Raw genomic sequence first — 25,853 nt, 5'->3', positions numbered from 1 at the left:
AATAAAAAACAATCCGGCTTCGAATCAGGTAAGGTAATGACAGGATCAACTATATCCTGTTTATGTACCCTCGATGGTAATTTCTCAACGATATGAATACGCTACAAAATCCACTGACTAAGTATCCTCAACCCCCCTACGAGCAACAGGACAAACAGGGCGGGGCCGGTACGGAAACCCAGATGAATCCCATTGCCGACCACGGTGAAACATCGTACAAAGGCTCGGGAAAATTAACGGGCCGCAAAGCCATCATTACCGGGGGCGATTCCGGTATTGGCCGGGCGGTGGCCATTGCTTTTGCCCGGGAAGGGGCCGACGTGCTGATTTCGTACCTGGATGAAGACGAAGACGCCAAAGAAACGGCAAAATACGTGGAGGAGGCTGGCCGGAAAGCAGTATTGGTACGAGGTGATATTCAGCAGCCTGCGCACTGCCAGCAGATGGTGAAACAAGCCGTCGACGAACTGGGCGGGCTGGATATTCTGGTCAATAACGCGGCTTACCAGATGGCACACGAATCATTGCAGGACATTTCGGATGAGGAACTGGATCGGACTTTCCGTACCAACATTTTTGCTATGTTCTACCTCTGCAAAGCGGCTGAGGAACATATGCCACCCGGTAGTACGGTTATCAACACGACATCGGTGAACGCCTACAAGCCCAGTCCACAGTTACTGGCCTATGCCGCTACAAAAGGCGCTATCCAGAATTTCACGGCCAACCTGGCGCAGGTGTGGGCCGAGAAAGGCATTCGGGTAAACAGTGTTGCGCCGGGGCCGATCTGGACTCCCCTGATTCCCGCCACCATGCCGGAAGAAAAAGTAAAAAACTTCGGACATGATGTACCGCTGAAACGAGCCGGACAACCCGCCGAACTGGCAGCTGTGTACGTTTTACTGGCGTCGACCGATTCAAGTTATATGACAGGCAGTACCGTACAGGTAACAGGTGGCTCGCCAACTATCTAGACGCTATTATGTCTATTATGCAACGGCCCTTCGTCAGCGAAGGGCCGTTTTTTGTTGTTGAGTCTATGGTTTTCATTCCGCTGATTATCTGGGCTCTATCCGTGCTACGACCTGTTTTATCTTGGCCGCGGCATTATGGCTGGGGCGAGTCGTAAAGTTCTCCACGATTCGGCCATCGGCATCAATCAGAACATAATGCGGGTACACACTGATTGCGTATTTCTCTTCCAGCGTTTTCTGCCAGGCCGGATCAGCCAGCAAATTCACCGTTTTCAGGCCAACTTTCCGGATGGTTTCCCGCCATTTGTCCGGCTTGGTAATTGTGCAGATACTGACAATTTTCACGGGCTGCCCCTCAAACTGTTTCACTAACTGGTTCTCGTAGGGAAACTCGTGGTAGCAGCCGCCACAGGTTGCAAACCAGAAGCATAAGTAGACCGCCTGCCCCTTAAACTGACTCAGGCTAACTAAAGAATCATGGGTATCGGGCAGAAAGAATCCCGGCGCTTTGTCGCCCGGAGATAAAACGGCTGCTTTCTTGGCCGATCGCTGGTTGAGGTATATGAGTAGATACTGATAATGAGCCGGAAAAGTATTCATGGCCAGTTCTGTTCGAGCCCGCTCGGGATTATCCTGTACGCCATAACTGATTGCCCAGAGACGGAAAAAGCCGCCTAAATCGGTGCCTAAACGTTGGTTAATCAGCTTGTCAACTGCGGCTTTGTCCTGGCTTTTATTAGTGACAGAGATACCAGCGTTCTTGGCCTGATGATTAACATATTCCCGAAGAAAATTCAGATACGCATAGTCGTACTGGGCTGCCGGATTTCGTGCCGGAATGCGTTGAAGAAAGTCAAAATAATCCGGGGGAATTGACTGCTTCTTCTTTTGGTAGTCCGGCTGATACCAGCTCATGTACAATCGTAGCATAGCATCGTTGTAGCAAATAGCATCTGACTCAAATCGGACAAAAGGGGCGGGTACTGAATGCGTTTGCTGGTATTGCTGCAAAAAAAAGCGTTCGGAGCTAGTCAAACTATCTAGCTTATGTCGGAATCCGGCCAGATCCTTCGACTGAACACCAGCGTTCATGGCTGTTTGATTAGGAGCGATGGTGAACCGTGCGCGTTTTGCCAGATAATAGTTCTGCTCAGCCTGCGTATGCCCGGTAAAGCGATACCGTTCTGTTAGCGATGAACCGGATAGTGTGATATGGACATGAACGGTATCGCCCGGTACTAGCCACAAGTCAAGCTGATCCTGACCAATGCTTAAATACCCCGTTTGGGTTACCCGAACCGGACACCGAAGCCAGGTTTGGGTTTTACTACTCGAAAGCGAGTCCTGCAATTCGGAAAAATCAAATGCCGGAAATACATGGTAAACCTGTGCCGTCAGCGGAAGGCTACCTGCTGGATTTTCCGTTGTGATGTGGAGGGTAGTGACGCCCGACGTTTTAATTGGCTGCCCGATAGCCCGGTTGAATAAAGCAACCAGTTGGCCGACGTACAGGATTGTAAAAATCAGCTTCATATTCGTTGCGTGTCTTGATGGTATATGAACTACAAGTATAGTTTAAATAAAGACAAAAACAACTATTTATTTAGGTGAACTCGTGCTACTGGCTGTCGATGCAGAGTAGTGGTCATCTTTTTAAATAACCTGCCGGTGAATCAGGGTAATGAGGACCGCTAGGAAAAGAAAGTTAAGTGCCAGGGCAAAGCCCATACCAATCACCGCCCGCCAGGAATGCGAAAGCAGCGATGATCATTCATGGAATATCCGTAGATTGCTCCTACCAACTGATCTTTTGGATAAAGATGACTATCGCGCACTTGTTCAACAAGTTAAGGCAATTTGCACTGGTATTGTCAGGGTGCCTTTGGGTAAGCTCCTGCCTGGGACAAGCCATTAAAAAACACCTCATTCCGGTAGCCGATTCTAAAATCTACGTCGAAGAAAGCGGGCAGGGACCGGCTCTGCTGTTGTTACACGCCGGACTCCTGGATCACCGTATGTGGCAACAACAGGTGAGCCAGCTTAACCAGCGATTTCGAGTGCTCAACTGCGATATGCGCAAACATGGGCTAACCCAGGATGGCGATTCTACCTTTCTCAACTCAACCGGCCTAGCGCTGGTTCTGGATTCGCTGAAGGTGTCGACAGCGCACGTTATGGGTTTGTCATTAGGAGCCGTTGCCGCAGTGGATCTGGTGCTTGCTCACCCCCATCGAATCGATAAACTGATTTTGGCAGCCCCGGGATTAATTGGTTATGACCTGAATCATGACTCAGTTCTGGTTGCTAACCAACGCAAAGAAAACGCGGCTAAACAAAGAGGAGATACATTGGCTTATGTAGACTATTTTTTGCGCTCCTGGGCAGATGGCCCCCATCGCTCACCAACTCGTGTTAATCCGCACGTTCGCGCTCAGATGAAGCGCATGGTTAGCGACAATCTGAAGCACCATCAATGGGCTACTGGCTTCTGGTTCAAAGATGACCCTCTGCCTATCGATCAATTGGGCTTTATTCGCTCAGAAACGCTGGTGCTGGTCGGGGATCAGGATATGAGCGATATTTTAGCGATCAGTGATGTGTTAACCCACAAAATACCCCGCGTTAAGAAAGTGGTTATTCCGGGAGCCGCTCATATATTGAATCTGGAAAAGCCGGTTCTGTTTACCCGGATCGTCAAGTCATTTCTGGAAAATTAGCCGATTCGCTGTAAGGGCAATAAAACAGCGGACCCGACCCATCGCTAAAGGATGAGTGGATTTGGCTATCACTTCGACGGGCCGTCGATGCGGGGTAATGCCCAGCCTTTCCGAATGGCTTGCAGACGAATCAGGGTGATAAGGCCTGCCGAGAAAAGAAAATTAAGCGTTGGGTCAACACCAAGCCTGATCCCCGCCAGGTAGCCAATGGCTCCCGCCAGACAGGCCGTGGCATAAATCTGCCGGTCAAAGATGAGGGGTAGATCATTGACCAGGGTGTCGCGCAGTACACCGCCGAACAACGCAGAAATCAAGCCCAGCAAAACAGCCGCCCAGGCGTTGACCTCAACACTAAGTGCTTTTTGCAGCCCCAGAATGGTGTATATGCCAATACCAAGTGTATCGAAGAACAGCAATGCCCGTCGTAGTTTGCCCAACCACCAGCGACGACCTACTACAGCAAGACCAACGCTGCCCAATACGACGATCAGGTAGTTCGGATCGCGAATCCAGGCAATGGGATGAGCGCCTAGGATGATGTCCCGCAACGTGCCGCCCCCGGTAGCGGTCAGAAAGCCAATGAAGCACAGCCCAAACAAGTCATGGTACATCTTTTTCTGAAGGGCCGACAAAGCCCCCGACACGGCGAAGACGCCCGTACCACATAAATCAATCAGGTACCACGTGGTCATAAGAAGAAAGCAATGGGAAGTTGATGGTCATCCCGATAAGCAAAAGGCAAATCGGTTGAAGAAAAAACGTATTCATGCGTATTCGGGAGGGCCAAAAGTAGGCAAAAAGCACAAAAACGTGTCTCGCGCAGCGGACGAAATCGAGTTGAGTAGAACTGGTACTAGTGGTTATCGGTACGTTTCTGCTGGCGTTTGAGGTGATAAAGCAAGAACGCGGTGCCAGTTTGTACTGACACCGCGTTCTTAAGTATGGGCCGATTTTTTGATTACTCCCGGTTGAGCCATCGTTCAAACGCTGAACGAACTCGGCGTTCGGGCTAGGTCTGGGGATCTTCGGCTGGTTTTGGCGGGACAACTTTATTTCCTTTTCCGGGGCGGGTTTTCCCATAAGAACCTCGCGAAATTTTTCCTCTTTTTGACTTTATGTCTCCTCGTCCCATAACTGGTGTTCGTTTAGTTAAGGCCTGATGACAAGGAAAACATGTACATTGTTCAGAAAAATGGTCGATCAGGACTTTTTGTTAGGCTAGCGGCATCTACTTTAAGGCGCGGGCCTCCACACCAGCTGTGGTAATCTTAACCGGCTTGATGGCACCGTCAGCATCGAAGTACATATGGTCGATGCAGGTTTCCCGGTGATTGCCATCGGTTTCCGTTAACGGACGACGGTGATAAACGATATACCAGTCATCCGTCCCCGGCACCTGAATAACCGAGTGGTGACCGGCTCCCGTGGCTACTGTGGGGTCCTGCTGCAAAATCTTGCCTACCCGCTCAAACGGACCGAATGGCGACTTGGCCACGGCGTAGGCAACGGAGTAATTGGGACCTGTCCAGCCGCCTTCCGACCACATAAAGTAATACTTCCCCTTCCTGACGAACATGGTAGGCCCTTCAACGTATCCTTTAGGCGTTATCTCCCGGAAAGTCGTGCCATCGGGAAAAGGAAGAAAACCCGTAAAGTCGTCGTTCAGACGGGCAATGTTGCAGTGGCCCCAGCCTCCGTATAACAGATAGTACTGACCATTTTGATCTTTAAATACGTATTGGTCAATGGGTTGGGCGCCGTTGTGAATTTCTCCGACTAAAGGCTTGCCCAGGTAATCACGGAACGGGCCAGCGGGGTTATTGGCAACGGCTACGCCAATGCCGCCCACTTCTTTCTTCGAATCGTGAATGTCGTTCGCCCCAAAAAAGAGAAAGTACTGTCCTTTTTTCTCAATAATTGACGGTGCCCACATCGCTTTTTTCGCCCATTTAACGGCCGACGAGTCAATAATTCGGCTGTGCTTGGTCCAGGTGACCAAATCAGGGGAGGAAAACGCATCCAGAAATACCTGCTGTTCATAGGGAGCCGAATACGTTGGGTAAATCCAGTATTGCTTCCCGAAGAGAACGCCTTCAGGGTCGGCATACCAGCCGGGAAAAATAGGGTTGCCACTTTTAGCTGGCCTGGAAGCGGTTTGAGCAAAACTGCAAAGGGTGATGAGGGTAAGCGAAAAACAAAGAATAGACCGTTGGAGACAAGGCATAACCATGAGTAGTGAAAGAGTGCTGAGGCTGATTAAGTGCTAAAAATAAGCATAATAATGCTTTTGCTAATACACCCCTGGGCCGTGAGGACACGGCCCAGGGAAAGAAAGAAACACGACAAGCCCCGTTAAACGTAAACGACAGCGTATTTCTTTCCCGGCAGGGAGCGGACAAATCCCTGAAATTCAAGGGTGAGAAGCAATGAGGCTAGTCGACCCATCGGAATTTGGCTCTTCCAGCTTAACTCATCAACGTGCAGATTCGTTGATTGACGAAGTAACGCCAGTATCTGGCTTTCTTCATCCGTGATATTTACGGGGAAAGCGGGCAGCGTTTTCGTCGGAGAAGCCGCATTAAGCGCTGTATCCCAATTGAGGGCTTCGATAATATCCCGGGGACTGGTATAAATCTGGGCTTTGTTTTCCCGGATCAGCTTGTTACAGCCCGCCGAAAAGGCCTGATTCAACTGCCCCGGAACGGCAAACACCTCGCGGTGGTAATTATTGGCGTATTCAGCCGTGATCAGCGCACCGCCCTTGGCAGCCGCTTCGACCACAATGACGGCATCGCTCAAGCCCGCGATGATTCGGTTGCGCGCCGGAAAAAGATGCGCATCGGGTTTGGTACCGGGCCTGCTTTCGGTGAGTAAACCGCCCTGTTCAAGCATGTCGGTGGCCGTTTTCTGGTGCACGTTCGGGTAGATGATGTCCAGACCACTCGCCATCACCCCAATGGTTGGCAGTCCATTCACCAGACTGGAACGGTGCGCGGCAATATCAATACCATAAGCCAGACCGCTGATGATAGTGGCGTTGTAAGGCACGACGGCTTCAATGATTTCCTGGGTAATCCGCCGACCATATTCTGTGGCCTGCCGGGTACCGACCAGCCCGATCATGCGGAGCGTATTGAGGTTGCCCGCCCCCCGAAAATAGAGCAGGGCGGGGGCGTCATATAGCGATTTGAGCCGGTCCGGATACGCTTTATCAGTGTAAAACAGGACCGAAGCTCCCAGCTTTTCCAGCCGCATCATGACCTGTTCCGCATCTGACAGAACGCCGGATTTCAGAACGGCACGGGCCGTCACTTCGCCAATACCGGGCACTTTCATCAGGCGAGCCAACGGCGACTGGAATACGGCGGTCGCTGAGCCACAATAACTGATGAGTTGCCGAATAAGAATACTGCCCACACCCGGAACGAGCGTAAGGGCAATTTGATGCTGGGTATCAGTAGACACGAAACAGGAAAATTAATTTATAAGCATTATAATGTTTTTTGTATACTACTGCAAGCTTACCGATTTATGTTCAGAAAAACCAGTATCGGCAAAACCAGTGCCTTTGGTCAGGTGGAGAGCGGTCGTAAAGAAGACAAGCTGTTAATCCCGTTTTAATGGTATCAATCTGGTAACACTGCGGTCATATTCAGGTAAAGCAGGCGTGGTTCCTTTGTGAAAACAAAACTTTCCAAGAGCCATCTATTCATGTTTACCCCCAAATGTACCCTGTCGTCGGCCATTTTACTCAGCTTGCTTGCGCTGGCTGGCTGTACCGATCATCGCCTGACCGATAGCCCTGTCATTACGGTTCAGAATCGATCTGTAACGCCCGTACTGGCTAGATTGCTGCCGGGCGTGTCGGGCGGCCGTGTTGGTGCCGAGACCGTCAAACTATATTCCTTGCTCAGCAGTGACGATAAGCTGGAGCAATCACCCAACTATGTGTTCGGGGGCTCGGCCGATGGTGCCGGGATTTTCCAGAATCCGGATGGTAACTACACCATTCTGGTGAACAATGAAGATAACTTCGCCGTATCACGCATCACCCTCGACAAATCGTTTAAGCCGGTTAAGGGAGAGTACGCCCTGAACTCGGATGGTGGAACATGGCGGTTGTGTTCGGCTACGCTGGCCACGCCCGTAGAACATGGTTTCGGTCCTGTCTTCCTCACTTGTGGTGAAAGCGGTCAGGAGTCGCGTACCCATGCGCTCAAGGTTGATGCCGATGCCCAGCAGGCCGGTATGTCCCGCGAGGTAGCCGGGCTTGGCCGCTGGAGTGCCGAGAACGCACTTCCATTGCCCAAAACGGCATACCCTGGCAAAACAGTTATCGTAATCGGCGATGACGATTCGGATGTGAACGGCGGGCAGCTGGCTATGTACATGACCAACACCGTTGGCGATCTGGAGAACGGATCCCTCTACATGCTGCGTCGGCCCGATGGCAACCAGCGGGAAATGGATATGAATCCGGGAACCGTTTATGACGTCGAGTTTACCAGAATTGAGAATCAGAAAACCCTGACGGGCGCGCAGATCAACGCCAAAGTAAACGAGCTGAAGGGCATCAAGTTCGGCCGCGTCGAAGATGTAGACTACCGGAAAGGGGGTGGGGCCAACGGCCGTGAAGTATTCTTCGCCGTTACGGGGCAGAACAACACGGGCGTTAACGCCGATTACTCCCGGTCGAAATACGGCCGTATTTACCGCCTGACCATGGATGCCAATGACCCGACGAAAGGGAAGCTGGAGGTCATCCTGAATGGAGACGACCGGAGCGGCATAGCGAAGACATTTCAGGATCCTGACAACGTTTGCGTGACGACCAACTACATCTACATCATGGAAGATCCAAACGAATACGGCGACGAGAAACACGATGCCTATGTGTATCAATATAACCTCAATACCAAGCAACTAACGCCGGTTATTGAACTGGATCATCGCCGGACGGAAGCCGATGCCGCCAAATACAACGTTGGGGGTACGTCGAAACTGGGCTCCTGGGAGAGCAGCGGTATGATCGACGTCTCGGACGTGACAGGCCGCCCCAACACGTTTATGCTGGGTATTCAGGGACATACCTGGCGTGCCGATAAGTACAAAGGAGTTGATGGCGGGTCGAAACGAAAAGATGAGAACCAGGCCAGCCAGCTCATCCTGATCGAAGGACTACCCCGCTAAAAATCCCACCAGACAATCGCCTGACCGTAGTTCTGCTTTGGTCAGGCGATTTTGCTATTCCTTATCTACTGATAAAATAATCATGCTTCTGGAACAACCGTCGGCAATCGTTACTCCGCCCACTTTTCGAGTAAGCCTTTGGTGGCTCGTTGTGCTGATCGCGGGCCTGCTGTTTTTGTGTGCTGTTTACGGGTTCGTGATCGGGCCGAAACCAAAACCCGCTCAGGCGGTGAAGCTGGCGTTTATGGAGGATGTAACCGACCTCGACAGCGCGGTGAGCCAGTTGCAGCAAGTGATCAGCACCAATCGATCAGATCGGGAGATACAAACAGCTTTCCGGCGGGCGCGACTGGCCTTTAAACGAACCGAATTTCTGACGGCCTATTACAATCCAGAGACAACCCGCTCCCTCAACGGGCCAAATATTCCGGATGTTGACGACGATCTGCGCGTCAATGCGCCCGAAGGGTTTCAGGTACTGGAAGAGCTTTTGTTTCCTGCTCTCGATCCCGCGAATCGAACTGAAGCCGTCCAGCAGGCCGCTATCATTCGCTCGAACGTGAACCGGTTGCGTAAAATCTCCGAAAATAATGAGTTGACGGATAGCCATGTATTCGATGCCATGCGGCTTGAGGTATTCCGGATTATCTCACTAAGTATCACCGGTTTCGACTCGCCCATTGCCTTTTACTCGCTTCCCGAAGCCGCCAGCGCACTCGAACGAATGCAGCAGCAGGTGGCCTGTTACGAGCTGGCCGGGCAGGATGCCGAACTGGCCCAACGACTCGATCAGGCGTTTGCCAGCGCCATAAATACCTTGCGCGCTGCCCGTAGTTTCGATTCCTTCGACCGGCTTGGTTTTATCAGCCAGCAAGCCAACGTGCTGAGTAGCCTGTTGCTGGATGCCCAGAAGGCCCTGTCCATTCCCGTCTTCATCGAAAACAGACTACTGTCCACCACCGCCCGAACGCTGACGGATTCGGGCGTATTCAATCCCGGCTACTTCGTGAACCTCGATGAGCAACGGCCAACGCCGGATCGGGTGGCGTTGGGAGAGAAATTGTTCGTTAACCCGGTCTTATCGGGAAACGGTAACCGAACCTGTGCCAGCTGCCATCAGCCCGGCAAGGCGTTTACCGATGGCGAAGTTAAAAGTCTCGCCGTAGAGGATAACGGACGTCAAAGCACCGTTCACCGGACACTCCGTAATGCTCCTACGCTGGTCAATGCGGCTTTTCAGGCTGTTCAATTTGCCGATTCACGGGTGGTTTTTCTGGAAGATCAGGCGGGTGATGTGATTCAGAATGAGCAGGAAATGCACGGCTCGCTTCCGAAAACGGTTAAGGCTCTGCGCCAGAACGCGGAATACCGGACCTTATTCGCCAAATCATACAAAGACGGCATCACAGAGCAGACGCTTAAAAATGCGATCGCCAGCTACATTCGTTCGCTGACCAGTCTCGACTCCCGGCTGGATACCTATTTTCGCGGGCAGACAGCCGCACTGACTGCCGAAGAAAAACAGGGTTTCAACCTGTTCATGGGCAAAGCAAAATGCGCCACCTGCCATTTCTTTCCGCTATTCAACGGTACGGTTCCACCAGCCTATCAGGAGACGGAAAGCGAAGTGCTGGGGACACCCGCTACCGTTGCGGGTAAACAAGTCGATGCCGACGTCGGTAAATTCGTGCTGACCAACCGGGAGCCGCACCGCTACGCCTTTAAAACGCCCACTGTTCGTCATGTGTCGAAAACGGCCCCTTATATGCATAATGGCGTGTTTCGTACCCTCGATGAAGTCGTTGATTTCTACAGTAAAGGCGGAGGGAATGGGTTGGGCTTCAACCTACCCAACCAAACATTGCCATTCGACAAACTAAACCTTACGAAGTCGGAAAAGAAAGCACTGGTAGCCTTTATGGAGGTATTGTAGGCGAGGGGAGAAGCGCCCCAAAGATCATTCAGTAACTGCTAGGCTATCCTCCGACTCGTCCTGGTCGGGCTCGGGTTCCGGCTCAACGGGTCTGTTCAGGCTTGCCCGCATCCGCTCCAGTCCGGCCTTTATCTTCTTCAGTTTGTTGATGTAAACGGCGTGTTCGCGCCGGTTGGCGTCGCGGGTTTTGAGGTACTCGCGGGCACCGGGCAACGTATAGCCTTTGTCGTTGATTAAACCCAAAATCTCTTGCAGGTGGTCGATATCGGCCTGGGTGTACACCCGGCCACCAGAGCGGTTTTTCTTGGGCTGAAACGTCGGAAATTCCTGCTCGTAATACCGTAGTTTGGAGGGGTTAATGCCAAACATCTCCGCCACTTCTTTTATACCGTAGTACAACTTCCCCCCGTTTTCCATACTGCAAACTTGGAAAGCTGTCTGAATAAACGCAAGTTTTGCCGTAAATTTGCCCCGGTTACGCATAAATACGAGCCTTTTACGAGCGCGTACGTATCGCTCCCGCCCGACTTATGTCGTATGACTCGCTTGCTTTACAATTTTACTATGACTTCCCACGAAATACGTCGGCATTTTCTCGACTTCTTCCAGTCCAAGCAACACCTGATTGTGGCCTCGGCTCCGCTCGTCGCTAAAAACGACCCGACGCTGATGTTCAACAACTCGGGGATGGCGCAGTTCAAAGACTTTTTTCTGGGTAACGGCACGCCCCCGTCCAAACGGGTAGCCGATACGCAAAAGTGTCTGCGCGTGTCGGGGAAACACAATGACCTGGAAGATGTTGGCTTTGATACCTACCACCATACCATGTTCGAAATGCTTGGTAACTGGTCATTCGGGGATTACTTCAAGAAAGAAGCCATTACCTGGGCGTGGGAGCTGCTGACGGAGGTGTATAAACTGCCTAAAGACCGGCTGTACGTATCCGTTTTCGAGGGCGACCAGAAAGACAATGTCCCCTTCGATCAGGAAGCGTTTGATCTGTGGAAACCTATTGTCGGCGAAGACCGGATCATTTACGGTAACAAGAAAGACAATTTCTGGGAGATGGGCGATACCGGCCCCTGCGGTCCCTGCTCCGAAATTCACGTCGATTTGCGGTCGCCCGACGAGATTGCCCAGCAGTCGGGGAAGGAACTTGTCAATGCCGACCACCCGCAGGTTGTTGAGATCTGGAACCTCGTATTCATGCAGTTTAACCGCAAAGCCGATGGGTCGCTGGAGCCGCTGCCTGCCCGCCACGTCGATACGGGGATGGGCTTCGAGCGGTTGTGCATGGCCATTCAGGGCAAACGGTCTAACTACGACACCGATGTGTTTTCGGGTACGATCAATGTAATCGAAGAACTGTCGGGCAAATCATACGGCGGCACGATGGACAAGTCGGACGTGGCGATGCGCGTCATTGCCGATCACATCCGGGCTGTATCCTTCGCCATTGCCGACGGGCTGGTGCCCTCGAATGCTAAAGCGGGTTACGTGATCCGGCGAATTCTGCGTCGGGCCATCCGCTACGGCTATTCGTACCTGAACCTGACCGAGCCGTTCATGACCAAACTCGTGCCAACGCTGGCTGCGCAGTTTGCCGACGTGTTCCCCGAACTCAATGCCCAGCGGGATTTTGTCGCCACGGTTATTCGGGAAGAAGAAGTGTCGTTTCTGCGGACGCTCGGAACGGGTTTGGGCCGACTGGATCAAATCATTGGTGATCTCAATGGAAAAGGAACGACGGAAATTCCCGGTGAAACCGTATTCGAACTAAACGATACCTTTGGCTTTCCAGCTGATTTAACAGCTTTAATTGCCCGCGAAAAAGGCCTGACGATTGATGAAGCCGGTTTTCAAAAAGCCCTTCAGGAACAGAAAACCCGTTCCCGGAAAGACGCTACGTCATCGGCCGGGGATTGGTTGGAGTATACCTACACTGATGATTATAGGTTTGTGGGTTACGACGATACGCAATCCTATTCATTCATCAGAAAACTAAGAAAAACTGAAGGCAAAGAGGGTGTTCGTTACCAAATAGTATTAAGCGACAATCCATTTTATGCGGAATCAGGTGGACAAGTAGGGGATACTGGGATACTTGAAGTTACTTCAGTAAGAATCAGAGGGGAGGTAACCGAACCAGTTGAAATTATTGATCAACAAGTAAGAATAATAAATACCGTCAAAGAAAACGATTTGGCGGTTCTTATTAGTGACGATAGTAGAATAGAGAAGTGGTTCAACGAGGATTGGACGGCAATTAGTGTTCATGCAAAAGTTGATACTACCCGGCGTGGTTTGACCAGCAGCAACCACTCGGCCACGCACCTGCTTCACGCGGCTCTGCGCGATGTGCTGGGCACGCACGTAGCGCAGAAAGGATCGTATGTGGGTCCCGATGCGCTTCGTTTCGACTTCTCGCACTTCAGCAAAGTGACGGATGAACAACTGGCGGAAGTGGAACGGATTGTAAATGAGAAGATTCGCGAGGACATCAAACTCGATGAGAAGCGGAACGTCCCCATCGCGGAAGCCAGAGAATTGGGTGCCACCGCTTTATTTGGTGAAAAGTACGGCGATTTTGTTCGCGTAATTACCTTTGAACCAGGCTACTCGGTTGAACTGTGTGGCGGTACGCACGTTCCGGCAACGGGCCATATCGGCCTGTTTAAATTTACGGGTGAGGGCTCCGTATCCACCGGAATCCGGCGGGTCGAAGCTAAGACCTCGGCGGGCGCTGAAACGCTGGTGAACGAGCAAATGGCCGTTGTTTCGGAATTGAAAGAATTGCTCAAGGCACCCAAAGACGTTGTCAAAGCCGTTCAATCGTTGCTGGACGAGCGGACCGCATTGCAAAAACAAGTCGAAGCCTTGCAGAACGAGAAGATTCAGCAGATTAAAAACAGCCTGCTTGATAAAGTGACGGCTTCCAACGGGCACCTGGTGCTCGTGGAGCGCGTAGAGGTTCCCAACGCCGATGCGCTCAAGCAACTGGCGTATGACCTGAAAGCCAAAGTAGACAATCTGGCTGTTGTGCTGGGTGCTGATATTAATGGTAAGCCGCAACTGGCTGTCATGCTACCCGACTCGCTGATTCAGGATAAGAAATTGAACGCGGGCCAGGTGGTGAAAGAACTGGCCAAAAACATCAAAGGTGGGGGCGGTGGTCAGCCGTTCTTCGCTACAGCCGGTGGTTCGGATTCGTCGGGACTGGATGCCGCCCTGGCGCAGGGAAAAGCGTTGCTGGGATAATTTTTTGTTAATAATGCGTTGAACCGGTGTAAGAGATCAATATTGATTTATTATGCCGGTTCAGAGTTCGAGGTAAATCAATCTCAAATAGATAACTCATGGCAACGCTACAACTAACACTTCCTGATCAACAATTATCAGCTTTACAAGTAAAGGCTGAATCGGTAAACCTTACGGTTGACGAACTTTTGACACAGGCTATTGAATCGTTAGTGGCCACGTCTTCTGTTCAGGAACAGGCCATTGACTACGTCCTTGCCAAAAATAAGTTGCTCTATAAGCGATTGGCTTAAGGGTACGATTTTAAATTGCACGAGCGCATCATTGAGCAGTCTGGAGGAAGCTTGGGCGTTCGAAACAGTGAAATCGTTGAGTCAGCTTTGGTTCAACCTTTTGCTACTTTCGACGGACACGATCTTTATCCAACGCTAGTCGATAAAGCAGCAATGACGGGTTATCTGTTGATATGCAATCATCCATTTGTTGATGGAAACAAGCGGATCGGCCACGCTGTGATGGAAGCACTGCTGGTTTTAAATGGATTTGAGATTTCAGCCAGTATAGACGAGCAGGAGCAAATTATTCTACAGGTTGCTGATGGCGCTCAAACACGAGAAAGCTTTACCCAGTGGGTAAGTCAGCATATAAGTAAGTTATGAATCAACCTATTGGTGTATTCGACTCCGGCTACGGCGGCCTGACCGTTCTGCGGGAGATCGTACAGACGCTACCCCAATACGACTACATTTACCTCGGCGATAACGCCCGAACGCCTTACGGCACCCGTTCGTTCGACACAGTTTACCACTACACACTCGAATGCGTTCAGCACTTGTTTGACCGGGGGTGTCGGCTGGTGATTCTAGCCTGCAATACGGCGTCTGCCAAAGCGTTGCGCAACATTCAGCAGCTTGATTTGCCTGTACTGGCACCCGATCGGCGGGTGCTGGGGGTGATTCGGCCCACGACGGAAGTGATTGGCAATTATTCCAAAACCGGCAACATCGGGGTACTGGCTACCCGCGGCACCGTTACATCAGAATCGTATCGGGTCGAAATCGAGAAATTCTTTCCCGGCGCGGCCGTTTTTCAGGAGGCCTGTCCCATGTGGGTACCACTGGTCGAGAATGGGGAGTACGATAGCCCCGGAGCGGACTACTTCGTTCAGCAGCATATTGGTCGGCTACTCCAACAGTCGCCAGCTATTGATACGATCCTGCTGGCCTGTACCCATTACCCATTGCTGCTCCGCAAGATTCAGCAATATGCTCCATCGAGCACGACAATCCTGAGTCAGGGTGGGATTGTTTCCCAGAGCCTGGCCGACTATCTGGCTCGCCACCCGGAAATAGAAGCGCAATGCAGTAAACAAGGTCAACGAATTTTTCTTACCACCGACTCCACCGAGGACTTTGACCGGCAGGCTACTATCTTCTACGGGCAATCCGTTCGGTCAGACCATTTGACTCTATAATGCGGATCGCCCATGCAGCCCGCACTACTCTGGTTTGGCAGCAGCCGTGCTGTCCGCTTTTTGTTTAGCGGCTTCTTTAGCTTGCTTCTTGAAAAATCCACGCAGGAGGAAGTTGCTTTGCGCGGCTTTCAAATCCTGATTAAGCAGCACGGTTCCCTGGCTGAGGTTACGCAGCGTTGTGCGAAGGTTCGTGGCTGTTTCCTGATCGGTGAGCAATACACCCAGCGGGCTGTTGGTATTATTTAGTTTCTCGGAAGCCCGGTTGAGGTTGGTCGAGGTCTGGCTGAGTGTCCCGACCGTTTGGTTTGCCGCACCAGCCGCTTTTTCAAGCTGCGATGCGGACCGGCTCAACCGGCGAAACACGGTGGTATCTGTCACTAATTCGTTGGCGAGCGTACCTTTCGTGTTTAGTTTGGCGGCAAACGACGAAACCGAACCCGTTATTTTTACGGTGTTGTCGGAGGCACGTTCCAGATTTTTCATCGCCCGTTTGAAATTATCGGCCACAATGGAATCGGTTAATACAGCTCCCACGGTTCCCTTACCGCGTCTTAAATTACCAACCAGTTCTTTAAAGTCGTTGGTAACCTTGAGCAGGTTGTTGTTATTTTCCTGTAAGGTTTCCATGATCTGATCAGAACTAAGGGCTTCCGACGTTTTGAGTCGATCGCCATCTTCTACTTCAGGATGGCTGGTGGTTCCGCCCGTAATGACAACGATTTTGTTGCCAATCAGCCCGTCAGAACTAATGGTAGCATCGGCATTTTTGCGGATATACTGCTGCGAGCTTTGTTCAATACTCATGTCGACTTCGACCTGCGCGTTTCCGTAGAAACTGATTCGCTTGACGTTACCGATCTTGACCCCCGAAAACCAGACGTTATTGCCGACTTTTAAACCGGCTACGTCTTTGAAAACGGCCATGATTTTGATGCTCTTCGTAAATCGTTTTTGTTGTCCACCCAATACAAACACCCCGGCAACGAATATGGCAATGCCCACCAGGACAAAAATGCCGACAACAACGGAGCGTTTGTTCGATTCAGTACTCATAATGATGGTTTATAGTTCTTGGTTTTTAGTAGCGAGCATAAGTTACGTTTACGGATAGGTGTAGCATCCAGTATACTACAAACCACACACTGAAAACCGGAAACGAGTTATTCTGTTTAATCCACAAACTTGTAATTGTAAAACTGCTGAATGCGCTCGTCGGGGTCCGCAAATACGTCATCGAACGGGCCAACACGTTCAAACTTGCCGTCCAGCAGCATGGCCACCCGATCGCCGGTGGTTTTCGCGCAGGTCAGATCGTGCGTAATGACAATAGACGTTGCCTTGAATCGTTCACGCACCTCGTTGATCAGGTTGTTGATCTCGATACTCGTGATAGGGTCAAGCCCTGATGTCGGCTCGTCATATAACATGATCTCGGGTTGCAGAATCAGCGTTCGGGCAATGCCAATGCGCTTCCGCTGACCACCGGATAGTTCGGATGGCATCTGGTTGATCGTTTGTGACAGGCCCACATCATCGAGTGCTTTTTCGACAGCTTTGTCAATATCGGCCCGGCCCAGGTTACGGATGTTACGCACGAGGGGAAATTCCAGGTTTTCCCGGATACTCATGCTGTCGTATAGCGCGCTGCTCTGGAATGAAAAGCCTACTTTTTGCCGAAACTCGTCCAGTTCCCGGCCCCGCAGCGACTCCACCTCCTGTCCCAGCACAACCACGCTGCCGGCGTCGGGCTTCAGCATGCCGATGATCAGTTTGATCAACACGGATTTACCCGTACCCGATCGGCCCAACACCGCGACGTTTTCGCCCCGGTTTACTTCCAGATCAACTCCCCTCAAGACATGCAAATCGCCAAAGGACTTGTACAGGCCTTTGATCTGAATAACGGCTTCCGTAGATGGTGTCATAATGTAAAAAACGAAAGATCGACGGATGGAAAAGCAAGCGGGCACCGCCTTGCGAACTCATTCACCTGGTCACCTTTTAGGTCAATTTCCGCGCAGCGCTCCTATAATCTGTAACGATAGAAGTTCTTCGATGAATACTAAAAACATGGATGTGACAACGGCGGAGTTAGCGGCTTTGCCAACGCCTTCGGTGCCCTTCGATGAGTGATACCCCTTGTAGCAGCCAACCATGCCGATGGTAAACCCGAACACGGTTGATTTCGTGATGGACGCAAAAATATCGAGGTACGTAATGGCACCAAACACTTCCTGCATAAAGGATATGAAGCTGGTTTGTTCGTTCTGGTTGACGTTTATGTAGGCGCCAAGCAGCCCGACAAAAATGGTGTACATCGTTAACAGAGGAATGGTAAACGACGTAGCCAGTACCCGGCTGACAACCAGAAATTTAAAGGGGTCAGTGCCCGATACTTCCATAGCGTCGATCTGTTCCGTTACGTTCATGGAACCAAGCTCGGCACCAATACTCGATCCTACCTTGCCGGCCGCAATCAACGCCGTGACCAGCGGACCCAGCGCCCGGACAATAGCAATGGCAATAAGCGAAGGAAGCCAGGACGTAGCGCCAAACTCGGAAAGGGAAGGGCGCGACTGGTTCGTGAAGACGATACCCGTAATGAAACCGGTTGTCGAGATCAGCAGCAGGGAACGAAACCCTACCTCATAACACTGCCGGACAACTTCTTTGAACTCGTAGGGTGGTATGACCGCTTCCCGGAAGAAGCGACCGATAAAAGAGGCCACATCTGCCAGACCCAGAAAAAAGGAATCAAGCCGCCGGGTTATAACGGGCCGATCAGTAGATTTAGGAGTATCAGACTGCATTCAAACACTGAAGAGAAAGCCGACTGGATGTGCCCTGCCGGATATACGTTAATAACTGATTTTGGTGATTAGGGTTTATTTTGAGAGAGGGAATATGCGATTGCGCTCATTGTGTACTCACTAGATAACCCGAAGATCGACTAAAAGTAGAAAAATTAGCCGAATAGCAACCAGACACACCCCGAAGAGTTACTGGTTCACAAAACCTGTCGGTAAAAATAAGCGTAAGGTCGGTATAAAAAAACGACCTTTGTGCCTCAGTAACCCGGCTACACCGTTTTTGCGCGGGTCAGCTCCCTGATTATGATTGATATTGGACGAATAAATACCCTGACAGCCCTTCGCCAAACTACTGTTGGCTTTTTTCTGGGCGACCTGACTGACCGGAAATCGCAGGATTTTAGTAATGATATACTGCTGCCTAACAAATACGTACCGGACACGCTCGCCGTTGACGATGATATTGACGTATTCGTCTACACGGATTCGGAAGATCGCCCCATTGCTACCACCTTAACGCCCGCCATTCAGCGTAATGAGTTTGCCGCACTACAGGCGGTATCGGTTACCTCAGCTGGTGCCTTTCTGGATTGGGGGCTCGAAAAAGACCTGTTGGTGCCACACCGTGAGCAGGCCTGGCCAATGGAAGTTGGCAACTGGTATGTGGTGTTTATGTATCTGGACGAAACAACCAATCGGCTGGTAGCATCGAGCAAAGTAAATCGCTTTCTGGATCCGGACGTCGGCGACTTATTTGTGGGAGAAGAGGTGCAACTGCTGGCCTATGAAATGACAGATTTGGGCGTCAACGTCATTATCAACAACCGATACCGGGGGTTGGTGTACGCAAACGAAATTTTCCGTACGGTCCGTCCCGGCGACCCGCTCATTGGCTATATCAAACACATCCGCGACGATGGGCGGGTAGACGTGAGCCTGCAACGAGCCGGTTTCGAAAATGTCGAGCCCAACGCCCGTCGCATTCTGGCTACCCTCAAAGCTGAAAACGGGTTCCTGCCCCTCACCGACAGCACGTCTCCCGAAGCCATTTATGCTGCCCTGGAAATGAGCAAAAAGACATTCAAGAAAGCGATCGGCACGCTGTACCGGGAACGAAAAATCGTTATCGAAGAAAACGGAATCCGGCTGGTCTGAAATTAGGCTTTAAAACAGACTCCAACTGTTTGGGCCTCAACTTTTCCATGGTTCGTGTTTTCACGAATCCCTCTTGTGCCAGCCAGCGCTGCCTGTGTTTCCCTGGGTTGGTAAAGACACGAACCAAGGGAAACACAGGCAACACCTCAAACCAGCGAAGCACCAGCGTGGCCAAATGGGTGATACGCGGTTTGTATAGCTGGCGACAGAAAAGAGGAGTAATCGTCGGGGCGCGACATCATTTCTTTATAAAGCAGGACCCGGTAAAGGTAATAACGGGTTTCTCGCGGAAGCTTCATCCGGTAATAGTCACGGTGATCGTCCTGCTTCAACTGGTTCTTCACGTAACCCGGCCCGGCGTTGTAAGCCGCTGCGACCAACGACCACGAACCAAGCTGTGTATACAACGTTCTCAGGTATTTGCAGGCAGCTTCGGTTGCTTTTAGTACATTGAATCGCTCGTCGATTCGGCCACCTACCTTAAGTCCCAGCGCCCGCGCTGTACCCGGCATCAGTTGCCAGTATCCGGCAGCGCCCGCCCGCGAAACAGCTTTCGGCTGCAAGGCACTTTCGGCCAGCGGAATATAGCGAAAATCGTCGGGGATGTCGTATTTCTCCAGAATCGGATCAATGATCGGGAAGAATGTATCGGCCCTTTGCCGGAGGTTGCCCAGGTCGCTGGCGTGGGTGCGGAAAAGCGTAAAAACATGTTTCCAGCGGTCAACGACATCAAGTTGATCCAGTGGTAAACACTCGCCACAGAAATCAACATCAAGCAGGGGAAGCTCGGGCGAATTCGCTGATAAGGGTTGATGGATAGCCGATACGTCAGAGCGACGATTTAGCAGGGCTGTCGCATCAGACTGGGTTACTGCGCCGGTTCTGGCGGGGTGAAGATTGGGAATTGCCGAGGAGCCGATGCCCGGGGCAATTAGTTTGGCAGCAACGGTGACGGCCGGACGAATAAAAGCCATCAAAAAAGGAAATCCAACGCGTTTGAACAAAACTTAAATCAGGATGGTACTTCGTTTATAACGGCAGGATGACTAATTCAGTGCCTTGATAATCAATATAGTATACAGTATTCCTTCATATAAATAACCGAAGACTCAACGATCTTGATTGAATTAAGCTGACTATCAAGGCATTAGCCAGTGTTGATTCCATCCGTCTTCTGCCAGGGTTGCAATGCATGCGATTTGCTCCTCAGACACAGATTTATCTGCTGGTTCGATTTGTTTTTAACAGTAAAAAAAGGCTACTTCTGCACTTTACCACCTGTAGTTAACAGTCCATTCAAATGCCATTACGCTCCCGAGATTGGTTTGGCCGCACCGGAAAAGACGGCTTTATTTATCGTGCCTGGATGAAAAATCAGGGCTTCCCGCACCACGAATTTGAAGGGAAGCCCGTAATCGGTATTTGCAATACGTGGTCGGAGTTGACTCCCTGTAATGCCCACTTCCGGGAACTGGCCGAAGCCATTAAGCGGGGTGTCTGGGAAGCGGGCGGTTTTCCACTGGAGTTTCCGGTTATGTCGCTGGGCGAGTGCCAGATCAAACCCACCGCCATGCTCTTTCGTAACCTGGCCAGCATGGATGTCGAAGAAAGCATTCGGGGCAACTCAATCGATGGAGTCATTCTCATGTGCGGCTGCGACAAAACGACGCCGTCGCTGGTGATGGGGGCGTGTAGTGTCGATATTCCAACCATGGTCGTGTCGGGCGGGCCGATGCTGGCCGGGCGCTTCCAGGGGCGTAAAATCGGCACGAGCGATCTCTGGCGCTTTGCCGAATCCTATAAAATGGGTGAGATGAGCCAGGCCGAATTTGTGGCCGCCGAAGCGAGCATGGCCCGTAGCCAGGGGCATTGTGCCGTAATGGGCACGGCCAGTACCATGGCGGCTATGGTGGAGTCGCTGGGGTTGTCGCTGCCCGATAATGCCACAATACCTGCTGCCGATTCGCGCCGGAAAGTTCTGGCCCACATGACGGGTGTTCGGATGGTAGAACTGGTGAAAGAGGGGATTAAGCCGTCGCAGCTTCTGACCCGGAAAGCCTTCGAAAATGCCATCATGGTCAATGCGGCCCTGGGTGGTTCAACGAACTTTATTCTGCACCTGACGGCCATTGCCGGACGGGTGGGTGTCGATTTATCTTTGGATGATTTCGATACACTATCCGCCAAAATCCCGTTGCTGGCTAATTTACAACCATCCGGCGAGCATTTCGTGGAAGATTTATTTTATGCCGGTGGTCTACCCGCCATTATTCGCGAACTGCGTGATGTGCTCAACAACGACGCTATGACCGTGAATGGGTACTCGATTGGCGACAATTGTGCCGATGCCCGCTGTTACGATCCGGCCGTGATTGCTTCCATCGAACAACCGTTTAAGCCTGAGTCGGGCGTAGCGGTGTTACGGGGTAATCTCTGCCCGAACGGGGCCGTATTAAAGCCGTCGGCCGCTTCACCCCACCTGATGCAGCATACGGGTCGGGCGGTCGTGTTCGAAGACATTGATGATTACAAAACCCGGATCGATGATCCGAACCTGGACGTTGATCCAACCTGCGTGCTGGTTCTGAAAAATGTGGGGCCGAGAGGATATCCGGGAATGCCCGAAGTGGGAAACATGCAGTTGCCGGCCAAAATTCTGGAACAAGGCGTGCACGATATGGTTCGCATTTCGGATGGTCGAATGAGCGGTACCGGTTTCGGGACGGTTGTGCTGCACGTATCCCCCGAATCGGCTGTGGGCGGTAACCTGGCGCTGGTGCAAAATGGCGACCTGATTACGCTGGACGTTGAGCAGCGAAGTCTCCACCTGCACGTGTCGGACCAGGAACTGGCCGGGCGGCTCGTTCATTTTAAACCGCTCGATTTAGGCTACAGCCGGGGGTACGTGAACCTCTACATCCGGCACGTCACCCAGGCGCACGAAGGGGCGGATTTTGATTTTCTGCGGGGCGGGTCCGGCAGTGAAGTAAAGCGGGATTCTCATTAAGTATGGCAGCGACGTTCGAGAATCAAACCGTATTGATTACGGGCGCTGGTCAGGGAATTGGGTTTGCCATAGCCCGCTCACTGGCCCGGCAGGGTGCTGCTGTATTGCTCAACGATTTTGATGAAAACCTGGCCCAGCAGGCAGCCAACCAGATTCAGCAGGAGGGTGGAATGTGCCACGCGTTGCCGGGCGATGCCTCAGACGTGCTGTTCATTCAGGAGATGGTCGACACGGCCGTTCGTCTGTTCGGCTCACTGGACATTGCCATTGCCAACGCAGGAATCACCATTTTTGGCGATATTTTCACGACTACACCCGACTCGTTTGCGAAAATCGTGAATCTGAATTTACGGGGAAGCTTCTTTCTGGCGCAGATGGCTGCTGGTCAGATGCGCCGTCAGGGTAAGGGGGGTAGTGTATTGTTCATGTCGTCGGTGGTGGGGCACCAGGCGCACCCCGGCCTGCCTGTATACAGCATGACCAAAGCGGGCCTGGAGATGCTGGCCAAGCAATTGGTGATTGATTTTTCACCCCTGGGCATCACCGTAAACGCAATTGCGCCGGGTGCTACCCTCACTGAACGGACACTGGATGATCCATCCTACGTTCCAATCTGGTCGCGCATTACGCCAATGGGCCGACCGGCAACCGTTGACGATATTGCCAATGCTGCTTTATTTCTGATTTCGCCCGCATCCCGGCACATCACGGGACAGAGCCTGGTTGTGGATGGTGGCTGGACGAGCATCAGTCCTCCACCGGAATAGACAAAGAGTGAAAAATAAAGAGTGAAAGAATGAATGAGTGAAAGAGTGGGCTGACGCGTCCGCTCTTTCACTCATTCATTCTTTCACTCTTTATTTTCTCCCAATAGTAATCAGCACGACGCCGATGATGGCGATGGCGGCTCCGACAAACGACTGGCTAGAGAAGATCTCGCCCGCGAACGTTGTGCCCAATAGCATAGCCACAACGGGGTTCACGAAAGCATAGGTAGACAGCAGTTGTGGAGAGGCATTACGGGCCAGCCACGAGTAAGATGAGAAGCCAATGATGCTGCCAAAAATGACCAGGTAAATCATAGAGCCGATAGCTTTGCCTGGCGCGTCGAAGATACTGAAAAGGCCAACGGGCTCCAGGGCCAGACTGATCGGCATCAACACCAGCCCCCCGATAATCATCTGAATACCACTCGAAATAGCGCCCGACGGGAGGGATAGGCGAGGAGTAAGCAGCGTGCCAATGGCCCAGGCAAAGTTACCGGCAGCCACCAGCCCGACGCCAATCAATTTAGCATCGATCCCACCCGTACCCTGAAGTTTGTCTGGTTTCACCAGCAAATAAATGCCGAGAAGTCCGATGACTAACCCAGCCAGCGCCATGTTGCTGGGCCGTTTTTTGCCAAACGAAATCCAGTTAAGTGACAGCAGGTAAACCGGTAACAGACCCCCCATCAACGCAGCCATCCCACTAGGAATATACTGAATGCCTACTGACAGACAACCGTTTGCAATCGCCAGCAGTAGTATTCCGATGATACCTGACGATTTCCATTCGGCCAGGGTTGGGTTTGGCGTACCGCTGAAGCGGGCATAACTATACAGAATAGCCCCCGCTATCAGGTACCGAACCGAAACCATGTATAAAGGAGGCATCCGCTCGGTCATAAAATGAATGAACAGATACGTTGACCCCCACAGGATATAAACAGAGATTAAATTTGCCCAGAGCGTAACACGATTGGGCCTGGTCGAAACTGGAGAAGTAACGGCTTGCATATAACAGACGGAAGGATATGGAAGCAACACCGAAATAGTGTATTTTTCTCCGTTTGCAGGTTATTTTCCGTCTTTTCTGAATTTGATTATAAAAATTCTGGACAGGGTTTTAGTTGAGTTAATACAAAACCTGCGTTTGGTTGGCTTCCAGCGCCTTGATTTGAGGGGCGTAGGGGCTTGCCATGGCTTCCCGGCCAAAGAGAGGATTGCTGCTCAGGTAAACTTTTTTCAGGCTTTTTAAACGGGTAAGCATAGTCGGAAATTCACGTAATTCGTTGTTGTTCAAGGCCAGTTCTTCCAGCGTAGAAAACGATTTCAAGACGGGTGGGGCAACGGTTATGGAGTTGTAACCCAGGTCGAGCACGTGAAGCGCCCGCAATCGCTGAAGCTTGTCGGGAAGTTGGCTGATCCGATTGTGATGCGCGAACAAAACCGTCAACCGGCGTAGCTTTCCCAGGGAAGCCGGAAGGTTACTCACCTTGTTATGGGCAATGGCCAACTGCTCCAATCGCTTCATCCGGCCAATCTGGCTGGGTAACGTACTCAGGTTGTTGTAATATAAGTCCAGCACTTTAACATGCTTCATCCGGCCAATGGCTTTGGGTAACTGAGTCAGCCCCACATTGTAAAGATTCAGGTCATTAAGTCGGCGAAGCTTACTGATTGCCTTGATATTGAGTTCTTTCAGGTCGTTGTTGCCCAGCCAAAGGCTTTCCAGCCGACGGTTTTTCTGAACAGAGACCGGTATCTGGCTGAGGTTGTTTTTCTGTAAATTGATTGCCTTAACAACCGTATTGCGCGTAAAAAAGACGCTATCCTCCTGTAGCCGGTTTGACATCAGATCCAGTCTTGTCAATCTGGGTAGCGCAGTCAGTCGAGCGGGCAGCGAAGTCAGGTAATTGGCCCCCAAACTAATTTCCTCCGCATTGACAAAGCGGTAGATGACTTCAGGAACCTGCTCGAGTTCCAGATTGGTAAACACAATCTTTTTGACCGTATCCGGTCGTGTTGTACGGGCCGCGGAGATCAGGTCGCCCATAACGCCGGGTCCTTTTGGGGTTATGCGGGCCGAAGGAAGCGAAATGCTTAACTGACTGCCCAGGCGAAACGTTGTCCAAACGAGTGACGAGGACACAGGCAGGGGGCGCTGCGTAAGGTATGTCGATAGAAGTGCCAGTAAGGTTTGCTCCGTTTTGAGCGAAGGCCTGCCCGCGTATCTCGAATATTGGTAATGCAGGCGATCCGCGTGCCCGTCGGCCCGGAAAAACAGTTCGGTATTCAGCACAAAGGAGCTATCCGTCCGGAAGTTATTCTTTTTGAGAAAACGCCTGAAGTCGAGCCAGTAATCATCCAGTAGTTTCTGAAAAGTTAGATCACGCACCGTGGCCCGTTCGTTCGCGTCAACGGCCATTGGGTAACTCCGATACAGGGCTTTCGTATCTGCTACGGTGTGCATCGGCTCAATAACGACCTGCGCCCAGCCTGGCAGCGACAGCAACCCAAAAAATGAAAACAGAATTACCTTTTTCATGGCGAAACTTATTTTTTAGGTAAATA

Annotated in this window: 23 protein-coding genes; 11 read left to right on the top strand and 12 right to left on the bottom strand. The window is 51.5% G+C overall.

What is annotated here, in order from left to right:
* The first annotated feature begins 92 nt into the window (after positions 1-92).
* Entirely contained in the window at positions 93-974 is an 882-nt protein-coding gene (locus ACYU87_RS09070) for an SDR family oxidoreductase (RefSeq protein WP_461133743.1), read from the top strand.
* An 84-nt stretch (positions 975-1,058) separates the two neighbouring features.
* Here ACYU87_RS09070 and ACYU87_RS09065 read toward each other — a convergent pair whose 3' ends face one another.
* The gene (locus tag ACYU87_RS09065) at positions 1,059-2,507 is read right to left on the bottom strand and encodes a TlpA family protein disulfide reductase (protein WP_461133742.1); all 1,449 of its coding nucleotides are present in this window, start codon (positions 2,505-2,507) and stop codon (positions 1,059-1,061) included.
* Positions 2,508-2,794: 287 nt separating this feature from the next.
* Here ACYU87_RS09065 and ACYU87_RS09060 point away from each other — a divergent pair, with 287 nt between their 5' ends.
* A complete protein-coding gene (locus tag ACYU87_RS09060; protein WP_461133741.1) occupies positions 2,795-3,691 on the top strand; it encodes an alpha/beta fold hydrolase in 897 nt (298 codons plus the stop codon).
* A gap of 68 nt (positions 3,692-3,759) precedes the next feature.
* On the opposite strand, the gene ACYU87_RS09055 is transcribed toward ACYU87_RS09060, so the two are convergent.
* From ACYU87_RS09055 to dprA, 4 genes are all read right to left on the bottom strand, one after another.
* The gene (locus ACYU87_RS09055) at positions 3,760-4,383 is read right to left on the bottom strand and encodes a trimeric intracellular cation channel family protein (protein WP_461133740.1); all 624 of its coding nucleotides are present in this window, start codon (positions 4,381-4,383) and stop codon (positions 3,760-3,762) included.
* Between the two features lie 317 nt (positions 4,384-4,700).
* Positions 4,701-4,823 (bottom strand): 30S ribosomal protein THX, encoded by a 123-nt coding sequence (locus ACYU87_RS09050; protein ID WP_461133739.1) that lies wholly within the window; start codon positions 4,821-4,823, stop codon positions 4,701-4,703.
* A 96-nt stretch (positions 4,824-4,919) separates the two neighbouring features.
* Positions 4,920-5,915: a glycoside hydrolase family 43 protein gene (locus tag ACYU87_RS09045; protein ID WP_461133738.1), complete on the bottom strand. Its 996-nt coding sequence runs from the start codon at positions 5,913-5,915 to the stop codon at positions 4,920-4,922.
* Between the two features lie 128 nt (positions 5,916-6,043).
* On the bottom strand, positions 6,044-7,156 hold the full coding sequence (gene dprA / locus ACYU87_RS09040; protein ID WP_461133737.1) for a DNA-processing protein DprA: 1,113 nt from the start codon (positions 7,154-7,156) through the stop codon (positions 6,044-6,046).
* 246 nt (positions 7,157-7,402) lie between these two features.
* Between dprA and ACYU87_RS09035 the strand changes: the two genes are divergently transcribed.
* Together ACYU87_RS09035 and ACYU87_RS09030 are read left to right on the top strand one after the other, a co-directional pair.
* A complete protein-coding gene (locus tag ACYU87_RS09035; RefSeq protein WP_461133736.1) occupies positions 7,403-8,881 on the top strand; it encodes a PhoX family protein in 1,479 nt (492 codons plus the stop codon).
* 82 nt (positions 8,882-8,963) lie between these two features.
* Positions 8,964-10,814 (top strand): cytochrome-c peroxidase, encoded by a 1,851-nt coding sequence (locus ACYU87_RS09030; protein WP_461133735.1) that lies wholly within the window; start codon positions 8,964-8,966, stop codon positions 10,812-10,814.
* Positions 10,815-10,838: 24 nt separating this feature from the next.
* Here ACYU87_RS09030 and ACYU87_RS09025 read toward each other — a convergent pair whose 3' ends face one another.
* On the bottom strand, positions 10,839-11,231 hold the full coding sequence (locus ACYU87_RS09025) for a MerR family transcriptional regulator (protein ID WP_461133734.1): 393 nt from the start codon (positions 11,229-11,231) through the stop codon (positions 10,839-10,841).
* A gap of 147 nt (positions 11,232-11,378) precedes the next feature.
* Between ACYU87_RS09025 and alaS the strand changes: the two genes are divergently transcribed.
* The 4 genes from alaS to murI all read left to right on the top strand — a co-directional run bounded on the left by alaS (position 11,379) and on the right by murI (position 15,546).
* The gene (gene alaS / locus ACYU87_RS09020; RefSeq protein WP_461133733.1) at positions 11,379-14,072 is read left to right on the top strand and encodes an alanine--tRNA ligase; all 2,694 of its coding nucleotides are present in this window, start codon (positions 11,379-11,381) and stop codon (positions 14,070-14,072) included.
* A gap of 98 nt (positions 14,073-14,170) precedes the next feature.
* The gene (locus ACYU87_RS09015; RefSeq protein WP_461133732.1) at positions 14,171-14,365 is read left to right on the top strand and encodes a hypothetical protein; all 195 of its coding nucleotides are present in this window, start codon (positions 14,171-14,173) and stop codon (positions 14,363-14,365) included.
* A 15-nt stretch (positions 14,366-14,380) separates the two neighbouring features.
* The gene (locus tag ACYU87_RS09010; RefSeq protein WP_461133731.1) at positions 14,381-14,731 is read left to right on the top strand and encodes a type II toxin-antitoxin system death-on-curing family toxin; all 351 of its coding nucleotides are present in this window, start codon (positions 14,381-14,383) and stop codon (positions 14,729-14,731) included.
* Entirely contained in the window at positions 14,728-15,546 is an 819-nt protein-coding gene (gene murI / locus ACYU87_RS09005) for a glutamate racemase (protein WP_461133730.1), read from the top strand. The genes ACYU87_RS09010 and murI overlap by 4 nt, the downstream gene beginning before the upstream one ends.
* Positions 15,547-15,570: 24 nt before the next feature.
* Here the strand turns inward: murI and ACYU87_RS09000 are convergent, their stop codons facing one another.
* The 3 genes from ACYU87_RS09000 to ACYU87_RS08990 form a co-directional block, all read right to left on the bottom strand.
* Complete coding sequence (locus tag ACYU87_RS09000) at positions 15,571-16,599, bottom strand: MlaD family protein (RefSeq protein WP_461133729.1); 1,029 nt, start codon at positions 16,597-16,599, stop codon at positions 15,571-15,573.
* Between the two features lie 116 nt (positions 16,600-16,715).
* Positions 16,716-17,471, bottom strand: coding sequence for an ABC transporter ATP-binding protein (locus ACYU87_RS08995; protein ID WP_461133728.1), 756 nt, complete (start codon positions 17,469-17,471; stop codon positions 16,716-16,718).
* Positions 17,472-17,552: 81 nt separating this feature from the next.
* Complete coding sequence (locus tag ACYU87_RS08990) at positions 17,553-18,356, bottom strand: MlaE family ABC transporter permease (RefSeq protein WP_461133727.1); 804 nt, start codon at positions 18,354-18,356, stop codon at positions 17,553-17,555.
* A gap of 303 nt (positions 18,357-18,659) precedes the next feature.
* Here ACYU87_RS08990 and ACYU87_RS08985 point away from each other — a divergent pair, with 303 nt between their 5' ends.
* Entirely contained in the window at positions 18,660-19,511 is an 852-nt protein-coding gene (locus ACYU87_RS08985; protein ID WP_461133726.1) for a CvfB family protein, read from the top strand.
* Positions 19,512-19,657: 146 nt separating this feature from the next.
* Here ACYU87_RS08985 and ACYU87_RS08980 read toward each other — a convergent pair whose 3' ends face one another.
* On the bottom strand, positions 19,658-20,485 hold the full coding sequence (locus ACYU87_RS08980; RefSeq protein ID WP_461133725.1) for a lytic transglycosylase domain-containing protein: 828 nt from the start codon (positions 20,483-20,485) through the stop codon (positions 19,658-19,660).
* A gap of 326 nt (positions 20,486-20,811) precedes the next feature.
* Between ACYU87_RS08980 and ACYU87_RS08975 the strand changes: the two genes are divergently transcribed.
* Both ACYU87_RS08975 and ACYU87_RS08970 read left to right on the top strand, forming a co-directional pair.
* Positions 20,812-22,518, top strand: coding sequence for an IlvD/Edd family dehydratase (locus ACYU87_RS08975; protein WP_461133724.1), 1,707 nt, complete (start codon positions 20,812-20,814; stop codon positions 22,516-22,518).
* Between the two features lie 2 nt (positions 22,519-22,520).
* Positions 22,521-23,285, top strand: a complete 765-nt coding sequence (locus tag ACYU87_RS08970; protein ID WP_461133723.1) for an SDR family NAD(P)-dependent oxidoreductase — start codon at positions 22,521-22,523, stop codon at positions 23,283-23,285.
* A gap of 90 nt (positions 23,286-23,375) precedes the next feature.
* On the opposite strand, the gene ACYU87_RS08965 is transcribed toward ACYU87_RS08970, so the two are convergent.
* A complete protein-coding gene (locus ACYU87_RS08965) occupies positions 23,376-24,296 on the bottom strand; it encodes an EamA family transporter (protein WP_461133722.1) in 921 nt (306 codons plus the stop codon).
* Between the two features lie 118 nt (positions 24,297-24,414).
* Positions 24,415-25,827 carry a leucine-rich repeat domain-containing protein gene (locus ACYU87_RS08960; RefSeq protein WP_461133721.1) on the bottom strand — a complete coding sequence of 471 codons (1,413 nt, stop codon included), beginning with the start codon at positions 25,825-25,827 and terminating at the stop codon, positions 24,415-24,417.
* Between the last annotated feature and the right edge of the window lie 26 nt (positions 25,828-25,853).

It is taken from the genome of Spirosoma lituiforme, assembly GCF_054776635.1.
Note: the sequence above shows the minus strand (reverse complement) of the source record. Positions and strands in the feature narration are given on the sequence as shown.

What these genes read in the sequence shown, in the direction of transcription:
- ACYU87_RS08995 (WP_461133728.1), bottom strand. Translation starts at nt 17,471, where the DNA reads ATGACACCATCTACGGAAGCCGTTATTCAGATCAAAGGCCTGTACAAG.
- ACYU87_RS09065 (WP_461133742.1), bottom strand. Translation starts at nt 2,507, where the DNA reads ATGAAGCTGATTTTTACAATCCTGTACGTCGGCCAACTGGTTGCTTTA.
- alaS (WP_461133733.1), top strand. Translation starts at nt 11,379, where the DNA reads ATGACTTCCCACGAAATACGTCGGCATTTTCTCGACTTCTTCCAGTCC.
- ACYU87_RS09070 (WP_461133743.1), top strand. Translation starts at nt 93, where the DNA reads ATGAATACGCTACAAAATCCACTGACTAAGTATCCTCAACCCCCCTAC.
- ACYU87_RS08990 (WP_461133727.1), bottom strand. Translation starts at nt 18,356, where the DNA reads ATGCAGTCTGATACTCCTAAATCTACTGATCGGCCCGTTATAACCCGG.
- ACYU87_RS09015 (WP_461133732.1), top strand. Translation starts at nt 14,171, where the DNA reads ATGGCAACGCTACAACTAACACTTCCTGATCAACAATTATCAGCTTTA.
- ACYU87_RS09045 (WP_461133738.1), bottom strand. Translation starts at nt 5,915, where the DNA reads ATGCCTTGTCTCCAACGGTCTATTCTTTGTTTTTCGCTTACCCTCATC.
- ACYU87_RS09050 (WP_461133739.1), bottom strand. Translation starts at nt 4,823, where the DNA reads ATGGGACGAGGAGACATAAAGTCAAAAAGAGGAAAAATTTCGCGAGGT.
- ACYU87_RS08975 (WP_461133724.1), top strand. Translation starts at nt 20,812, where the DNA reads ATGCCATTACGCTCCCGAGATTGGTTTGGCCGCACCGGAAAAGACGGC.
- ACYU87_RS09060 (WP_461133741.1), top strand. Translation starts at nt 2,795, where the DNA reads ATGACTATCGCGCACTTGTTCAACAAGTTAAGGCAATTTGCACTGGTA.
- ACYU87_RS09000 (WP_461133729.1), bottom strand. Translation starts at nt 16,599, where the DNA reads ATGAGTACTGAATCGAACAAACGCTCCGTTGTTGTCGGCATTTTTGTC.
- ACYU87_RS09025 (WP_461133734.1), bottom strand. Translation starts at nt 11,231, where the DNA reads ATGGAAAACGGGGGGAAGTTGTACTACGGTATAAAAGAAGTGGCGGAG.
- ACYU87_RS08985 (WP_461133726.1), top strand. Translation starts at nt 18,660, where the DNA reads ATGATTGATATTGGACGAATAAATACCCTGACAGCCCTTCGCCAAACT.
- ACYU87_RS09030 (WP_461133735.1), top strand. Translation starts at nt 8,964, where the DNA reads ATGCTTCTGGAACAACCGTCGGCAATCGTTACTCCGCCCACTTTTCGA.
- ACYU87_RS08965 (WP_461133722.1), bottom strand. Translation starts at nt 24,296, where the DNA reads ATGCAAGCCGTTACTTCTCCAGTTTCGACCAGGCCCAATCGTGTTACG.
- murI (WP_461133730.1), top strand. Translation starts at nt 14,728, where the DNA reads ATGAATCAACCTATTGGTGTATTCGACTCCGGCTACGGCGGCCTGACC.
- ACYU87_RS08970 (WP_461133723.1), top strand. Translation starts at nt 22,521, where the DNA reads ATGGCAGCGACGTTCGAGAATCAAACCGTATTGATTACGGGCGCTGGT.
- ACYU87_RS09035 (WP_461133736.1), top strand. Translation starts at nt 7,403, where the DNA reads ATGTTTACCCCCAAATGTACCCTGTCGTCGGCCATTTTACTCAGCTTG.
- ACYU87_RS08960 (WP_461133721.1), bottom strand. Translation starts at nt 25,827, where the DNA reads ATGAAAAAGGTAATTCTGTTTTCATTTTTTGGGTTGCTGTCGCTGCCA.
- ACYU87_RS09055 (WP_461133740.1), bottom strand. Translation starts at nt 4,383, where the DNA reads ATGACCACGTGGTACCTGATTGATTTATGTGGTACGGGCGTCTTCGCC.
- ACYU87_RS08980 (WP_461133725.1), bottom strand. Translation starts at nt 20,485, where the DNA reads ATGGCTTTTATTCGTCCGGCCGTCACCGTTGCTGCCAAACTAATTGCC.